11 protein-coding genes are annotated in these 16,010 nt (G+C 66.2%); 7 read left to right on the top strand and 4 right to left on the bottom strand.

Annotated elements, in window-relative coordinates:
* Positions 1 to 13 precede the first annotated feature (13 nt).
* The 3 genes from C935_RS0105345 to C935_RS0105335 are packed head-to-tail and all read right to left on the bottom strand — an operon-like array spanning position 14 to position 5,896.
* A complete protein-coding gene (locus tag C935_RS0105345) occupies positions 14 to 1,603 on the bottom strand; it encodes a TolC family protein (RefSeq protein WP_026278660.1) in 1,590 nt (529 codons plus the stop codon).
* Positions 1,596 to 4,670, bottom strand: a complete 3,075-nt coding sequence (locus C935_RS0105340) for an efflux RND transporter permease subunit (protein ID WP_018861484.1) — start codon at positions 4,668 to 4,670, stop codon at positions 1,596 to 1,598. Before C935_RS0105340 ends, C935_RS0105345 begins: the two co-directional genes overlap by 8 nt.
* Positions 4,667 to 5,896: an efflux RND transporter periplasmic adaptor subunit gene (locus C935_RS0105335; RefSeq protein WP_018861483.1), complete on the bottom strand. Its 1,230-nt coding sequence runs from the start codon at positions 5,894 to 5,896 to the stop codon at positions 4,667 to 4,669. The genes C935_RS0105340 and C935_RS0105335 overlap by 4 nt, the downstream gene beginning before the upstream one ends.
* Before the next feature lie 158 nt (positions 5,897 to 6,054).
* Between C935_RS0105335 and C935_RS0105330 the strand changes: the two genes are divergently transcribed.
* Positions 6,055 to 6,531, top strand: coding sequence for a TspO/MBR family protein (locus tag C935_RS0105330; RefSeq protein WP_018861482.1), 477 nt, complete (start codon positions 6,055 to 6,057; stop codon positions 6,529 to 6,531).
* A 123-nt stretch (positions 6,532 to 6,654) separates the two neighbouring features.
* Positions 6,655 to 7,890 carry an organoarsenical effux MFS transporter ArsJ gene (gene arsJ / locus C935_RS0105325; RefSeq protein WP_018861481.1) on the top strand — a complete coding sequence of 412 codons (1,236 nt, stop codon included), beginning with the start codon at positions 6,655 to 6,657 and terminating at the stop codon, positions 7,888 to 7,890.
* Positions 7,891 to 7,915: 25 nt separating this feature from the next.
* On the opposite strand, the gene C935_RS0105320 is transcribed toward arsJ, so the two are convergent.
* A complete protein-coding gene (locus C935_RS0105320; RefSeq protein ID WP_018861480.1) occupies positions 7,916 to 8,788 on the bottom strand; it encodes a LysR family transcriptional regulator in 873 nt (290 codons plus the stop codon).
* Positions 8,789 to 9,070: 282 nt separating this feature from the next.
* On the opposite strand from C935_RS0105320, the gene leuC reads away from it, so the two are divergent.
* The 5 genes from leuC (at position 9,071) to C935_RS0105295 (ending at position 15,997) form a co-directional block, all read left to right on the top strand.
* The gene (gene leuC / locus C935_RS0105315) at positions 9,071 to 10,483 is read left to right on the top strand and encodes a 3-isopropylmalate dehydratase large subunit (protein ID WP_018861479.1); all 1,413 of its coding nucleotides are present in this window, start codon (positions 9,071 to 9,073) and stop codon (positions 10,481 to 10,483) included.
* A 3-nt stretch (positions 10,484 to 10,486) separates the two neighbouring features.
* The gene (gene leuD, locus C935_RS0105310) at positions 10,487 to 11,137 is read left to right on the top strand and encodes a 3-isopropylmalate dehydratase small subunit (protein ID WP_018861478.1); all 651 of its coding nucleotides are present in this window, start codon (positions 10,487 to 10,489) and stop codon (positions 11,135 to 11,137) included.
* 126 nt (positions 11,138 to 11,263) lie between these two features.
* Positions 11,264 to 12,337: a 3-isopropylmalate dehydrogenase gene (gene leuB, locus C935_RS0105305; protein ID WP_018861477.1), complete on the top strand. Its 1,074-nt coding sequence runs from the start codon at positions 11,264 to 11,266 to the stop codon at positions 12,335 to 12,337.
* Positions 12,338 to 12,383: 46 nt separating this feature from the next.
* A complete protein-coding gene (locus tag C935_RS0105300; RefSeq protein WP_018861476.1) occupies positions 12,384 to 13,409 on the top strand; it encodes an aspartate-semialdehyde dehydrogenase in 1,026 nt (341 codons plus the stop codon).
* Between the two features lie 179 nt (positions 13,410 to 13,588).
* On the top strand, positions 13,589 to 15,997 hold the full coding sequence (locus tag C935_RS0105295) for a FimV/HubP family polar landmark protein (protein ID WP_018861475.1): 2,409 nt from the start codon (positions 13,589 to 13,591) through the stop codon (positions 15,995 to 15,997).
* Positions 15,998 to 16,010: the final 13 nt, after the last annotated feature.

The following is a 16,010-nucleotide window of genomic DNA, read 5'->3' as shown; positions in this document are numbered from 1 at the left end:
GGCTCCTCCGGGATTACATGCGCAGGTCCACGCGTTCGGAGCCTGGCGCATCGATCCCGCGGTGTAGCAACAGCGTACCGCTTGCGTTCAGCAGTTCAGTGCTCAGCTGGCGAAAGCGCACAACCGTCTCGGTCAGGCGCAGGCGGCTCTCCAGCAGGTCACGTTGAGCCTGGGCCACGGCCAGCGCCGTCCCGGCACCGACGCGATAGCGGGTCTGTTCCACGCGCAGGAGCTCCTCCTGCAGTTCGATGGTCTCTTCCTGAGCGCGAATCTGTTCGCGCACGCGGGCGGCGTCGAACCAGACCGAACGCACGTCCTCGATTGCCAGTTGTTCCAGATTGGCTAGCGTTTCGATGATCTGCTGTCTGGTGAGGCGCGCGCGTGTGTGTTCGGCCTCCGCGGCGCGGTTGCCGATTGGCATCTCGAAGCGCAGTCCGGCCGCGAGGTCGTAGCCGTCGCCCTGGGCGTCGCGGAAGGTGCGGCCGAAGCTGTCCGCATAACCCGACTGTCCCAGCGTGACAAAGAAATCCAGCCGGGGCAGGAGCCCGTTGCGAGTGCGGATCACTTCGAGCTCGTCGCGCTGTACCCGCAACCGGGTCTCGTTCAGGTCGGCGCGATGGTCGCGGGCCAGTGCTACGTAGTTGTCGAGTGGCTCGATCTCGTACCGGTCCAGGGCTGGTTCGGAGCTGGTTAGCAGGCGCGTGTCCCAAAGGCCCCCGTCGCCCTGGATCAGGCGCGCCAGGGTGTCTTGCGCGCGGGCGCGCTCGCTGCGGGCGTCGATCAGCCCCTGTCGGCGCAGGGCCACCTCGGCGCGTGCGGACACGGCCTCGGTTTCCGGCCGGTCGCCGGCATCGATGCGTCGCTGCGTTTCGTCCAGCTGCTGGCTGGCCACCGCCAGGGCCTCCTCGAAGATCTCGATCTGCTCGCCCGCCAGAACCAGGTCCCAGTAGGCGGTCTCGACGTCGGTGATCAGCTGTTCGACGAAGGCCCTTACCTCGTACTCCGTGGCCTCGACGTCCAGCCCGGCCTGCTGCAGGCGTACGAGGTTCGACTCGATCCGGCCCCCGCGCAGAAGGGCTTGTGTCAGCGTCAGGCCTGCGCGCGAGGAGAACTGAGTCTGGTCGACGCGTGAACTGCTGGCGCGCTGGCTGCGCACGGACAGGCTCAAGTCCGTACCCGTCGGGAGCTGCTGGCGGATGCCCGCCTCACCGAAACGCCGGGTGGAGGTGACCTCGTCGGTATCTTCTTCGGCCTCCTCCAGCAGGCGCACGCTCTGGTCACGGCTGACCTCGATCTCGGCGAACAGCTCGGGGTCGAACACGGCTCGCTCCTGTGCCTCGAAGGTGCCCGCGATCGCGGTCTGCAGACGTTCGGCGCGCAGGCCTCGGTTGCCTTCCAGCGCCCGGGCCACGGCCTCCTCGAGGGATAGCGTTTCCTCGCCGACGGGTTCGCGGGCAAACGGGTCGATCGCCATCAACTGCTCGGCCGGCAGGGACAGGCGCAGCCCGTTGCCGGAGGATTCGTCTTCCTCGGCGCTGGCAGAAGAAACGATCAGAGCCAGCAAGGCCAGTAGCGGCACGGCGGCGCGGAGAAACCTAGGCATCTTCGGTTCCGACTCGGTAGACGGGTTGTGGGCGTTCGCCACGACGGTGGAACAGCAGGTACAGCGTCGGGATCAGCACCAGGGTAATCAGGGTAGACGACAGCAGTCCGCCGATCACCACCCGCGCCATTGGGGCCTGCGCCTCGCCGCCATCGCCCATGCCAATGGCCAGCGGCGAGAGGGCCAGTATCGTGGTGAGCGTGGTCATCAGGATAGGCCGTAGCCGCTCGCCCGCGGCGGCCACGACCGCCTCGTGCAGGTCCATGCCGTCGTCGCGGTGCCGACGGGCCATGCGGTCCACCAGCAGGATCGCGTTGTTCACGACGATACCAACCAGTAGCAGGATCCCGATCAGTGATTGCACATTGAGCGTGGTGTCGGTGACGATCAGCGCGCCGGTGACCCCGATGATCGCCAGCGGGATCGAGAACATCACGATCAGGGGATCGCGCAGCGATTCGTAAAGGCTGGCCATCACCATGTACACGAGCAGTGTCGCGAGCATCGTACCCAGGAGCAATTCCGAGAATGCCGCTTCCTGTTCTTCGATATCGCCGGTGACGGAGTAGTCGATCTCCTCGGGCAGCGGGATTTCCGCCAGCGCCTCGCGGACCGATGCGGCGACCTCGCCCAGTGAGCGATCTCCCAAATTGATGAACAGCGTGCGCACGCGGGCCTGCTCGCGCCGCTCGATGCTGTCCGGGCCGATCTCGGTGTCGAAGGAAATAAGACTGCGCAAGGCGACCCGTTCGCCTTCCTCGCTGCGCACGGTCAGGTTCAGCAGGTCGTCCAGCGAGCTCTGGTCGGCGTCGCGCAACTGCACCCAGATGCGGGTTTCGTCGCCACCGGCACGCAGCTCCCCGGCGCTGGAGCCCCCCAGCGCGGTTTCCAGCGTCTGGGCGATGGTACGAACATCCACGCCGAGGTCCGCCGCGCGGTCGCGGTGGATACGGGTGGCGAACTCGGGCTGTCCGCCATCGGTTCCCACGCGCGTGTCGGTGATACCGGGGACATCGGCCAGTGCCTCCTCGAAGCGCTGCAACACGGCATTCATGGTCGACAGCTCGAAGCCGCGCACCTCCACCGACAAGCGCTCCTCGTCATCACCTCGGCCGAAACCGCGGAAAAAGATGCCGCTGGAAGCACGAACCCGGATCTCGGTCCCGGGTGGGTTGCCCAGGGCTTCGCGCAGGGCAGCGGCAATCTCCTCGGAGGAACGGCTGCGGCTGTCGCGCGAGCCAACCATGACACGCATGTTTCCAGAGGCGGGGGAGGAAGCCCGAAAGGCGGATGCGCCGGAACTGGAGACGAGGTTCTCGAGCTCGGGTACCTCGTCGCGAATGATTTCTTCCAGGCCCGCCATGGTGGAGTACAGTTCGTTGAGTGGGGTCCCGGGCTCCATGGAGACATTCACGCGCAGTTCGCCCTCGTCGGTGGCCGGCAGAAACTCGGTGCCGACGCCGCGCAGACCGGCCAGCGCCACGACCAGGAGCAAGGCACTGATCCCGATTACCATCCAGGGATGGGCCAGGGTGCCGCGCAGCAGCCCCTGATAACGCCGCTCCATACGGGCAAGGGCGCTCGTGTCGCGCTTCGGCATCGGGGCACGGGCCATCAGCATCGGCACCACCGTCAGGGCCACAATCAGCGAGGCGGCCAGAGCGAAGGCCACCACGGCGGCGAGTGGTTTGAACAATTGCCCGGCCAGCTCCTGGGCGAAGAACAGCGGGAGGAAGATGGCCACGGTGGTCAGTGTGCTGGCGATGATCGCGGGGGCCACGCGGCCGGTACCGCTGATGGCGGCCTCAGTGGCGCTTTGCTCCGTATGCTCCTCTCGCCTTCGGGCGATGCTCTCGATCACCACGATCGCGTTGTCGACCATCAGACCCACGCCCAGCGCGATGCCGCCCATGGTCATCAGGTTGAGCGAATGGCCGCCGAAGTAGACCAGTCCGAACGTCGAGATGACCGCGAGTGGGATCGCGGTGGCGGCGACCAGCGTGTAGCGGATGTTGCGCAGAAAGACGAGCAATACCAGTACGGCCAGCGCGCTACCGTACAGGATCGCCTGGCCGACGTTGGTGATGGAGCTGCGGATGAATCCCGCCTCGTCCGTGACGGCGCGGATGTCGATCTGGGGGAAATCGCGGTTGAGGCGGATCAGTTCGGCGTGGACCGCCTCCGAGACTTCGACCGTATTGGCATCCGCCAGTTTGCGCACGGCCAACTGGACGCCTTCTTCGTGATTGACCCGAAAACGGCGTGTTACCCGCTGGTGAGTGTCACGAATCTCGGCGACCTGGTGCAGGTAAGTGACGCCATCGTCGCTGCGCTGAACCACGGTGTCGCGAATCTCGCTCACGGAGCGGAACTCGGCAGGTGTCCGCAGCCGGTATTCGCGGCGACCGTCCATGATGGGGCCGCCGGGGGTGATCACGTTGGCATCGCGGATTCGGTTGCGCAGTTCATCCAGCCCCAGATCGATCGCCTGAATGCGGTCCGGATCGACCTCCACGCGCACCTCGCGTTCCAGTCCGCCAAATGTGTCCACCGCGGCCACGCCGGGGATGCGCTCCAGGCGTGGGGCAATGCGGTTGTCGATCAGCGTGCGCAGGTGGATGGCGTCGAGCTGCGAGCCCACGCCCAGGCGCATGATGGGCGAGTCCTGCGTGTCGAACTGGCGCACCAGTGGACGATCGGCCCCTTCAGGCAATCGGCCTTCGATACGCGCCAGACGATCACGCAGATCGTCGACGGCCTGGCGGATGTCCGTGCCCCAGGCAAAGTTGACGCGTACGTTGCTGTTGCCTTCGGCCGATGTGGAACGGATCTCCTGGGCCCCGGTAATCGCGGCCGCCGCCTGTTCCACCGGGCGCGTGACCAGTTGCTCGACCTCCTCGGCCCCGGCATTGGGGTAGGAGGTCATCACCGTGACCACCGGGTAGGTGATGTCAGGCAGGAGGTCGACCGGCAGGCGGGTCAGTGCGGTCAGGCCCAAGATCACCACGATCAGGGCGACCATGCTGGTCAGCACGGGGCGGTGGACAGTGAGGCGAGCCGGATTCACGGCTCTTCGGTCTCCGAGATGCCCGGGGCGAAGTCTGTGCCCGGCACGCTGCGCGGGTCGGTCAGGCGCAGCGGGGTGCCGTCGGCGAGCAGGTGCTGCCCCAACACCACTACCTCGGTGCCCTCGGGCAGTTCAGGTTCCAGCAGCTCGATCCAGTCGCCGTCACGCACGCCGGTGATTGCCATGTGCCGGCGCGCCTCGGGGCGGTCGCCACTGCGGTCAACGCTGAACAGCGTGGGACCGGCCTCGCGCTGGATGATGGCATCCCGGGGTACGGCCAGCGTCTCCGACCGTTGCCCGAGGGTGATCGCGGTTTCGACGAACATGCCGGGACGGAGGCGTCCGTCTTCGTTGGCGACTTCCACCTCGATCCGTGCCTGGCGCGAGCCCGGACGAAACTCCGGGGAGATTCGCGTGATCGTGCCCTCGAATACCTCGTTGGGGTGTGCGGACGTGCGCACGGTGGCGTCCTGGCCGCGCGAGATCCGCGCGTAATCGGCCTCGGTAACCGCCAGGATGGCGCGCACCGGTTGCAGGTTGACGAGTGCTAGGGCAGGTTCGTTCGCGCTGATCACCGAGCCGGGATCGACCAGCCGCTCGGCTACCCAGCGGGTGGTACTCCCGGCATCGGCGTCGATGCGGGTATAACCGAGCTGTATCTCTCGGGTACGAAGAGCGGAGCGCCGCTGCCGAATCTGCGACTCGGCCAGGGCCACCCGGGTCTGGGCCAGGGCCAGCTCGGTTTCGGCGGCCTCGAGCTCCGAGCGCGAGGCGATCCCCTGGTCACGCAGTTCGCGGGTGCGTTGCAGATCGCGTTGGGCGGCGTTGCGACTCGCCACCGCCTCGGCCAGGCTGGCCTCGGCCACCTCGAGTTCGGCCTCGGCCTGGGTAACATCCTGTTCGAACTCCTCGGTGTCCAGTTGCAGCAGAGGGTCGCCCGGTTCCACTCGATCACCAAGGTTCACGAAGACCTCGGCCACCCGTCCGCCGACTCGCGGCGTGACCGCGATACGATCGGCACCCTCGATGCTGCCGGTGAAACGGCGGCGTTCCACCAGATCCCGCTGCTGGACGGTAGCCACGGCGACGGCCACGGGCCGCGTTTCACCGGTGCCAGGGCGCGCGGAGGTGGCCTGTTCGTCATCGACGCCCCATACAAGCCAGGCCAGTACGCCGCCCGCCAGGAGAAACAGGACCAGCGTGATTGCAGTGGAGGCCTTGGGCATGCGGGGGCTCGAAATTGGTGAACGGGATCACGATATGCTGCGAGTGTGCCGCAAGCCGCTGAATCGCGCATGAACCTCGTTCATTTTGCTTATTTCGGTTCAAACCCCTCGGGTGGACGTCCAATAGCAACGGTGCGCGAGGCGCGTGAGGAGGGTCGATGATCAATACAAGGGATGGGGTCGGACTGGTGGGCTGGGTGGGCCTGGTGTTCCTGGTCGCTTCCGCGGGCGGGTATGCCACCAGCCTGTCAGTACAGGACTGGTACCGGACGCTGGAGCGGCCCGAGCTGAATCCACCGGATGCCGTATTCGGCCCGGTCTGGACCGTCCTGTTTGCGCTGATGGCCGTGGCCGCCTGGCGCGTATGGCGTCGCGTGGGCGTCGCGGGGGCGCCGGTCGCGATGGGGCTCTTTCTCGCCCAGCTGGTGCTGAACCTGGGCTGGTCCGTACTGTTCTTCGGCATGCAGCGGCCCGATCTGGCATTGATCGAGATCTTGATCCTGTGGCCGCTGATTCTGGGGACCCTGATCGCTTTCTGGCGCCACGACCGGATCGCGAGCGCGTTGCTGGTGCCGTATCTGCTGTGGGTGGGCTTTGCGATCTACCTGAATGCGGCGATCGTCGTCCTCAATTAACGCGAGCGTCACATGAATCCGGTAGCCTGACGCGCGCTTTCGCAGGCCCATGCCTTGGAGGTGTGGTTCGGCAGCGAGGGATCAGCACTATCGGCGGATGGTGACGAGGTGTCCGAGAGCAGGATGAGCAGCGTACCAGGACAGCCAGACCCGGGCAGCCCGCCTACACTGGGGCTGGGTGCTTATGCGCGCATCACCGCAAACTACTGGGCTTTTACCGTCACCGACGGCGCGATCCGCATGCTGGTCGTCCTGTTCTTCCACCAACTGGGGTACAGCCCGCTCGAGATCGCGCTTCTATTCCTGTTCTACGAACTGTTCGGAGTGATCACCAACCTGACTGGGGGTTGGCTGGCCGCGCGGCTGGGGGTGAACACGACGATGATCGCCGGGACCTTGCTGCAGGTCGCCGCGCTGCTGATGCTCACGGTGCCGGAGGCCTGGCTGGGCGTGGCCTACGTGATGTTCGCGCAGGCCCTGTCGGGCATCGCCAAGGACCTGAACAAGATGAGTGCCAAGTCCGGCGTGAAGCTGGTCGCCGGCGACGGGGAGGGGCGGCTGTTTCGCTGGGTCGCGGTGCTCACCGGCTCGAAGAACGCGCTGAAGGGGGTGGGCTTCTTTGTCGGCGGTGCGCTGCTGTACTCGGTCGGGTTCCAGATGGCGCTGGTGATCCTGGCCGGGATGCTGGCTATGGTGATGCTGCTCTCCATCGTCGGCCTGCCGCGCGGGCTGGGCCGGGTCGGCGGCAAGCCGACATTCACCCAGATGTTCTCCAACTCCGCTGCGATCAACGTGCTCTCGGCCGCGCGGTTCTTCCTGTTCGGCGCGCGCGATGTCTGGTTCGTGGTGGCCCTGCCGGTGTTCCTGAGCGCGACACTGCACTGGAACCACATGCAGGTGGGGGCGTTTCTGGCGTTGTGGGTGATTGGCTACGGCATCGTACAGGCCTCTGTGCCCCGTCTGCTGGGCCGGGGCGGGCTGCACCCGACCGGTCTCACCGCGCGGTTGTGGGCCTTCATCCTGATGCTGCTGCCCATCGGCATCGTGATCGGCCTGGAGACGGGCCTGGATCCGGCCTGGGTCCTGATGGTCGGCCTGGGCGTGTTCGGTGTGGTGTTTGCGATCAACTCCGCCGTGCACTCGTTCCTGATCCTCGACTACGCAGAGACCGACCGGGTCGCGATGAAGGTCGGCTTCTACTACATGGCCAATGCCGGTGGGCGTCTGGTCGGCACCGTCGCCTCCGGGGCCATCTTCATGGTCTGGGGCCTGGAGGGCGCGTTGGTCGCCTCCACCCTGTTCATCTTCGCCACCTGGATGATCTCCTCCCTCCTTCCTCGGGAACCTGCTCGGGTCTGAGAAGGCGGCCCTCGCAGGGTTCCGATTACTGCAATTCCTCGATGACCGCCTCAAGGGTTCGCGAGCGGTAGCGGTGCGCATGACGGACCCAGCCGAGCTGGCGGGTGATGGGTGGGGCGGACCATTCGAGGATGGCCAGGTCGTCGGTGGCCATGGTGCGGGGGAGGAAGCCGATGCCGAGGCCGGCCGCGATCATCATGCGGATGACCTCCAGGTACGGGCTCTCCTGGGCGGCGGCGGGGTGCAGGCCCTGTGCGGCCAGCGCCCGGTCGATCTGGCGGCGGGTGGTGGAGTCCACCGGCGGCAGGATCGCCGGCCAGTCATGAAGGCGCTGCAGGGTGTGCTGCGGGGCATCCTTCGCACGGTCGCGGGCAACCATCGGGACCAATTCGTCGGTCCAGACGGGCTGGGCCTCCGAGTCCTTTGGCAGGTCGTCTGGCAGGGTGGCCAGCGCCAGATCGGCGTCGCCGTGCATTACCGCTTCGATGCCGGCTTCGGAATCCATGAATGCGAGTTCCAGCTCCAGCTCGGGGTAACGGGTGCGCAGGCGAGCCAGGGGAGCGGGCAGGCGGTGCAGGGCGATGTGGTGCGAGGTGGCCAGGCGGATGCGGCCACGAACGACCTGGTCGAGGTCCGCCACCTGCTGCTCGATCGCGTGCAGGCGGGCCAGGATCTCGCGTGCTTCGGGTAGCAGGCGTTCGGCGACCTCGGTGGGCCGCACGCGGCGCCCCTGGCGCTCGAACAGGGGACGTTGCAGCGTTGCCTCCAGCGACTGGATGCGTTTGCTGATCGCCGGCTGGGTCAGGTGCAGATGCTCGGCCGCGGCGGAGAAGGCGCCGGTATCGACCACTGCCACGAAGGCCTGCAGGGACTCGATGCTGAGCTGTTCCGGGCGCATTTCCGCGGCCTCCGTGGGATAATGACCGGCTGACTGATGCGGTGCCGGATCGCCAATCCATAACCATATGGAATGGTAAAGATAATAAATCGGATTTGAAAGAATAGAGGGGCGGCCGCAGACTGGCAATGCGGTGGTGCCGCCCGTCTGTAGGAGGCCAGCCCTCTGGCCGATTTGCACCGGCGTCGAATCGGCCAGAGGGCTGGCCTCCTACAGGGGGCTTTGGCGGCCGCTCACCGAAAACATGGCTGGAACATCGCGGCGTGGCCGCGGGAGCAGGTAATGGCAGGCAAGACACTGTACGACAAGCTGTGGGAGGCCCATGTGGTGCGCGAAGAGCCGGATGGTTCGACGCTGCTCTACATCGACCGCCACCTGGTGCATGAGGTGACCAGCCCGCAGGCCTTCGAGGGTCTGCGTCTGGCCGGGCGCAAGCCCTGGCGCGGGGATTCCGTACTGGCGGTACCGGACCACAATGTGCCCACCGCCAATCGCGACCGCGGGATCGAGGATCCAGTCTCGCGCACCCAGGTGGAGACGCTGGAGACCAACGTCACGAGCCTGGGGCTGAAGTTCTTCCCGATGGCCGATGTGCGCCAGGGCATCGTGCATGTGATCGGCCCCGAGCAGGGGGCCACCCTGCCGGGCATGACGGTCGTCTGCGGCGATTCGCATACCTCCACCCACGGTGCGCTGGGCGCGCTGGCCTTCGGCATCGGCACCTCCGAGGTCGAACACGTGCTGGCCACGCAGTGCCTGTGGCAGAAAAAGACCAAGGCCATGCAGATCCGCGTGGAGGGCGAGCTGCGCCCTGGCGTGACCGCCAAGGATGTGGTGCTGGCGATCATCGGCCGCATCGGTACCGCTGGCGGCACCGGCTATGCGATCGAGTTCGCCGGATCGGCGATCCGCAGCCTGTCGATCGAGGGCCGCATGAGCATCTGCAACATGTCCATCGAGGCCGGGGCCCGCGCGGGCATGGTCGCGGTGGACGAGAAGACGATCGAGTACGTGCGTGGCAAGCCGCAGGCGCCGTCCGGCGAACGGTTCGAGCAGGCCGCCGCCTACTGGCGCACGCTGGTCTCCGACCCCGATGCCGAGTTCGACGCGGTGGTGGAGATGGATGCCGCCGAGATCGCCCCGCAGGTGAGCTGGGGCACCTCGCCGGAGATGGTCGCGCCGATCAACGGCCGTGTGCCGGACCCGGCGGCCGAGTCCGATCCGGTGCGTGCCGAGGGTATGAAGCGTGCGCTGGAGTACATGGACCTGCAACCGAACACGTTGATGGCGGAGATCCGTCCGGACAAGGTGTTCATCGGCTCCTGCACGAACTCGCGGATCGAGGACCTGCGTGCGGCTGCCGAGGTGGTCAAGGGCCGCAGGAAGGCCGACAACATCAAGCTGGCAATGGTGGTGCCGGGCTCCGGGCTGGTGAAACAGCAGGCGGAGCAGGAAGGGCTGGACCGGATCTTCCTGGACGCCGGCTTCGAGTGGCGCGAGCCGGGGTGTTCCATGTGCCTGGCGATGAACGCAGACCGGCTGGAGCCGGGTGAGCGCTGCGCCTCGACCTCGAACCGCAACTTCGAGGGCCGTCAGGGGCAGGGCGGGCGTACCCACCTGGTCAGCCCGGCGCTGGCCGCCGCGGCCGCCGTGGCCGGGCACTTCATCGAACCGTCGGCACTGAAGGAGGCGTAAGCGATGCAGGCCTTTACCGTTCACAAGGGGATTGTCGCGCCGCTGGATCGCTCCAATGTCGACACCGACGCGATCATCCCGAAGCAGTACCTGAAGTCGGTCAAGCGCACGGGCTTCGGGCCCAACGCCTTCGACGACTGGCGCTACCTCGACCCGGGCGAGCCCGGCATGGACAGCTCGCAGCGCCGGATCAACCCGGATTTCGTGCTCAACCAGGCGCCGTTCGACCAGGCAAGCATCCTGCTGGCCCGCAAGAACTTCGGCTGCGGCTCCTCGCGCGAACACGCGGTGTGGGCGCTGACCGACTTCGGTTTTCGCGCGGTGATCGCGCCGTCGTTCGCGGACATCTTCTTCTCCAACAGCTGCAAGAACGGGCTGCTGCCGGTGGTGCTGGCCGAGGATGAGGTACAGGCGCTGTTCGATCAGGTTGAGGCGAACCCGGGCGCGCAGGTCGAGGTGAACCTGGAAGAGATGACCGTAACGGCGCCGGACGGTACGGTGTTTCGTTTCACGCTCGACGAGGACCGGCGCCACCGCCTGCTGAACGGCCTTGACGATATCGCGCTGACGCTGCAGTACGCCGATGACATCCGCGCCTACGAGGAGCGCCAGCGCCGCGAGTGGCCGTGGATGGCGGAACACTCGCAGGGCTGAATGGTGCCCCTTGTAGGAGGCCAGCCCTCTGGCCGATAGGGCCTGTCCTGGCGCCCCATCGGCCAGAGGGCTGGCCTCCTACAGGTAGAAAAGAAATGGGATTGATCTGATAGTTAGGAGAGGTTTGTGAGCCGAATTCTGGTATTGCCCGGGGACGGGATCGGGCCCGAGATCGTGGCCGAGGCGCTGAAGGTGCTGGAGCGTGTGGGCGAGATCGGCGGGCTCGATCTGGAGATTGACCAGGGCCTGATCGGGGGCGCGGCGCATGATGCGGCCGGACATCCCTACCCGGAGGCTACCCGCGGGGCAGCGCGCCGCGCCGACGCGATCCTGCTGGGTGCGGTTGGCGGCCCGCAGTACGAATCGCTGGAGCGTGACCTGCGCCCCGAGCGCGGGCTGCTGGGCATCCGTTCGGACCTGGGCCTGTTCGCGAATCTGCGACCGGCGATCCTGTATCCGCAGCTGGCCTCGGCCTCTACGCTGAAACCGGAGGTCGTCAGCGGGCTGGATATCCTGATCGTGCGCGAGCTGACCGGCGGGATCTACTTCGGTCAGCCGCGCGGAATCGAGGAGCGAGGTGGCGAGCGCTACGGCTTCAATACCGCCGCCTACAGCGAATCGGAGATCGAGCGCATCGCACGGGTGGGCTTCGAGGCCGCGATGAAGCGCGGCAAGCGCCTGTGCTCGGTGGACAAGGCCAACGTTCTCGAGGTCTCCGAGCTGTGGCGCGAAGTGGTCGAGCGGGTCGGGAAGGAATTCCCCGAGGTCGAGCTGTCTCACATGTATGTGGACAACGCGGCCATGCAGCTGGTGCGTGATCCCAAGCAGTTCGACGTGATGGTGACCGGCAACATGTTCGGCGACATCCTGTCCGACGCCGCGGCCATGCTGACCGGCTCCATCGGCATGCTGCCCTCGGCCTCGCTGAACAGCGAGGGGGTCGGTCTGTACGAGCCGATCCACGGCTCTGCGCCGGATATCGCCGGGCAGGGCAAGGCCAATCCGATGGCAACCGTGCTGTCGGTCGCGATGCTGCTGCGCCACAGCCTGAACCGGAATGACCTGGCCGAACGCATTGAGCAGGCCGTGGGGCGGGTGCTGGATCAGGGCTTGCGCACGCCGGACATCTTCGGCGAGGGCATGACACTGGTGGGTACCCAGGGGATGGGTGATGCCCTGGTGGCCGCGCTGGATGACTAACTAAATATCAGTAGCTTGAAGGCTAAAATTAAACCGGGAATGAACGATGAGTGACCGCAAGTTTGACGTGGCCGTGGTGGGCGCAACCGGCGCCGTCGGCGAGACCCTGCTCTCCATCCTGGCCGAGCGCGACCTGCCGCTGGGGCGGGTGCATGCGCTGGCCAGTTCGCGTTCGGTCGGCAAGACGGTCGCCTTCGGCCGCCGCGAGCTGGAGGTGGAGGATCTGGCCACCTTCGATTTCTCCACCGTGCAGATCGGGCTGTTCTCGCCGGGGGCCTCGGTATCCGCCGAGTACGCGCCCAAGGCGGCCGCGGCCGGCTGCGTGGTGATCGACAACACCTCGCAGTTTCGCTACGACCCGGAGATCCCGCTGGTGGTGCCGGAGGTCAACCCGGACGCGGTGGGTGACTACACGCGCCACGGGATCATCGCGAACCCGAACTGCTCCACCATCCAGATGCTGGTGGCGCTGAAGCCGCTACACGACGCGGTCGGTATCGAGCGCATCAACGTCGCGACGTACCAGGCCGTCTCCGGCACTGGCAAGGATGCAATCGAGGAACTGGCGCACCAGACGGCGGCACTGCTGAACGGCCGTCCGGTCGAGTGCAATGTCTATCCCAAGCAGATCGCATTCAACGCGCTGCCGCACATCGACGTCTTCCAGGACAACGGCTACACCAAGGAAGAGATGAAGATGGTCTGGGAGACCCGGAAGATCATGGGTGACGAGTCCATCCTGGTGAACCCGACCGCCGTGCGGATCCCGGTGTTCTACGGCCATTCCGAGGCCCTGCACATCGAGACCCGCGAGAAGATCAGCGCGGACAAGGCCCGCGAGATCCTGTCTGCCGCGCCGGGAATCACGGTGCTGGACAAGCACGAGGACGGGGGCTATCCGACCGCCGTGACCGAGGGTTCCGGCAAGGATGCGGTGTTCGTCGGACGCATCCGCGAGGACATCTCGCATCCCCGCGGGCTGGACCTCTGGGTGGTCTCCGACAACGTGCGCAAGGGCGCCGCGTTGAACACGATCCAGATTGCCGAGGTTTTGATCCGGGATTACCTGTGATTTAATCCGGTGAAAGTCCGGGAAAACTCATACCCGGCAAACCGCGGCCAGGGGGCGCTGGGGCAGTAAGGTGGCCCAGGCGATGACAGGCCGCGCGGCACATTCAGGGGGGATTCGTGCGCAAGTTACTTCTCGGGCTACTGCTCTTGCTGCTGGTTGCACCGGCATCATCGAACTCGGTGAGTTTTGGTGAGGTCAGCCTGCAATCCCATCTGAATCAGGCCCTGCGCGCGGAGATTCCTCTGCGAGGCGGTGCCGCGGCCAGTGACTCGCTGCAGGTGCGGCAGGCTTCGGAAAGCGACTATCGTCGCTCCGGCATGAACCGCGGAAGTGTACCGGGGGATCTGAATATCCAGGTTCAGGGACAGGGTGCGGATCGACGCGTGGTGCTGACCACCCGTCAGGCGGTTCGCGAGCCATATGTGGGGATTCTCCTTGAGGCTCGCTGGGATGGCGGACGCTCGATGCGCGAAGTCTCCCTGCTCCTGGACCCGCCCGACACTATGCCCGCGGATGCAGCCGCGCCGGTGCCGCGAGAAACCGCCCGCGACGCCCCCGCGCGCCGGGATGCACCGATGCCGCGCGAGGGCGAATCGTACACCGTACGCAGTGGTGACACGCTGTATCGCATCGTAGAACGCGCGGGTCTTGCCGGTATGGCCGATCAGGCGATGCTGGCCTTCCTGGAGGCCAACCCCGATGCGTTCGCCGAGCAGAACATCAACACTCTTCGTGCGGGTGCAGAACTGACGGTCCCGTCGCGTTCCGAACTCGAACAGCGAAGCGCGTCGGAGGCGCGCGCAGAAGTCCAGCGCCAGACGCAGGTCTGGCGTGACGGCACCGTGACGGCCGCGCGCGAGGAGCCAGAGCCCGAAGAAGCGGCCGAGGTGGAGCCGGAAGTCGAGCCGGTCCCGGAAGAGGACGAGGTCGTTGCGGAAGACGATGAAGCCGTTCCCGAGGAAGACGAGGTCGCGGCCGAGGACGACGTGGCCGCGGTGGACGAGGAAGACGAGGCGGCAGTTGCCGACGACCGGCTGGAGATCGTGACGGAGCTCCTCCCCGAGACGGATGAAGGCGCGGTTGCCGCAGCCGAGTCCCCCGATCTGCTCCAGGAAGCGATGTTGTCCCAGCGCGCGGAGATGGAGGGGATGCGCGATGAGATTTCCGAACTGCGCGAGGAGCTCGGTGAGCGCGGCCGTCTCGCGGAGATCTCGAGCGAGAACATGGCCGAGCTGGAGGAACAGCTGAGCCAGCTGCGCGCGGAACGCAACGAGTTGATGGCGCGACTCGACCGGGCGGACGCAGAACGCAACGCCCCGCTGCACGAACGGATCATGAACGACCCGCTGCTGTTGATGATGGCGATCGCGCTGGTGATCCTGCTACTGCTGGTACTAATGGCGTTCGCGCGGGGCGGTCGGCGTGAGATGGTGGTCGAAGAGCGCGCCGCTGGCATGCCGGGGCGTGCGGACAACAGCCGTGTGCAGGCATCGGCAGTGGAACCGGCGGGGTACGAGGCGCGCGAAGTCGATGAAGCTCGGAGCGGTTCGACCGTTGCCGGGGCTGCGACAGCCGTTGGTGGCGCCGTGACCGGCATGGCCGCTGGTGCGGTCGCCGGAAAAGAAGACGATCGTGATCAGCCGGTCGAGCCCGATGAGCCGGAAGAGTCGGTCGGCGAACCGGTGGTGGTCAGTTCCAGTGGGGACTCCTCAGTGGACGATGTGCTGGCCGAAGTGGATGTCTGCCTTGCCTACGGGATGAACGATCAGGCCGAAGAGACGCTCACCCAGGCCATCGAGCGCGATCCGGAGAACACCCGGTATCGATTGAAACTGGTCGAGGCGCGCGTGGCGCTTGGCGACGAGGCGGGGGCGCGCGAGGCTGCATCAGGCCTGCGTGAGCGCATGGCGGCCGATGACCTGGATACCCGGAATCAGTTGGCCGAGCTTGAGTCGCGTATCGGTGGGGCCGGTGATGTTGGTCCCGGGTCGAGCAGCTCCCCGGCTGATGACGATGAGCAGGTGCCGGCTGCAGAGCCGACACCAAGCGGTGACGTAGATGCCCGCAACGAAATTGACTTTTCCGGATTGGAACTGCCGGATGTGGAATCCGGCGCCGATGAAACAGCGAAATCCGCCAGACAGCCCGATGAGGTGGATTCCGGCCTTTCCTTCGATTTTGAAGACTCGTTCGACCGGGATGGCGTGGAGCCGTCGGCCCCCGAGAAGGCAGACGAGGGCGGGGATGACCTGAACGACCTCTCGTTCGATATCGATGACAGTGATCTCCCCAACCTGGATGATGACGGGCGGGAGGACACGGAGGCCGGAAGCGATATTCCAGCCCTGGATCTGGGCGACGAGGATACCCCGTCTGCCGAAGCGGAGACGGCTTCGTCGGCACCGGGCGACGCCCAACCGGTTGGCGCGGATGATGACAATGAAACGCGTCTGAGCCTCGCCCAGGCCTATGCGGACATGGGCGACGAGGAGGGGGCGCGTGAATTGATTGACGAGATCGTCGCCTCCGGCACCGAGGAGCAGAAGGCAAAGGCGGAAGCGATTCGCCAACAACTGGACGGGTCGTGATCCGCCATCGGAT

Source organism: Thioalkalivibrio sp. ALJ3 (genome assembly GCF_000377205.1).
In the GTDB taxonomy this organism is placed as follows: Bacteria; Pseudomonadota; Gammaproteobacteria; order Ectothiorhodospirales; family Ectothiorhodospiraceae; genus Thioalkalivibrio.
This window is presented reverse-complemented; position numbering and strand designations above follow the sequence as displayed.

What these genes read in the sequence shown, in the direction of transcription:
- C935_RS0105345 (WP_026278660.1), bottom strand. Translation starts at nt 1,603, where the DNA reads ATGCCTAGGTTTCTCCGCGCCGCCGTGCCGCTACTGGCCTTGCTGGCT.
- C935_RS0105335 (WP_018861483.1), bottom strand. Translation starts at nt 5,896, where the DNA reads ATGCCCAAGGCCTCCACTGCAATCACGCTGGTCCTGTTTCTCCTGGCG.
- C935_RS0105330 (WP_018861482.1), top strand. Translation starts at nt 6,055, where the DNA reads ATGATCAATACAAGGGATGGGGTCGGACTGGTGGGCTGGGTGGGCCTG.
- arsJ (WP_018861481.1), top strand. Translation starts at nt 6,655, where the DNA reads ATGAGCAGCGTACCAGGACAGCCAGACCCGGGCAGCCCGCCTACACTG.
- C935_RS0105320 (WP_018861480.1), bottom strand. Translation starts at nt 8,788, where the DNA reads ATGCGCCCGGAACAGCTCAGCATCGAGTCCCTGCAGGCCTTCGTGGCA.
- leuC (WP_018861479.1), top strand. Translation starts at nt 9,071, where the DNA reads ATGGCAGGCAAGACACTGTACGACAAGCTGTGGGAGGCCCATGTGGTG.
- leuD (WP_018861478.1), top strand. Translation starts at nt 10,487, where the DNA reads ATGCAGGCCTTTACCGTTCACAAGGGGATTGTCGCGCCGCTGGATCGC.
- C935_RS0105300 (WP_018861476.1), top strand. Translation starts at nt 12,384, where the DNA reads ATGAGTGACCGCAAGTTTGACGTGGCCGTGGTGGGCGCAACCGGCGCC.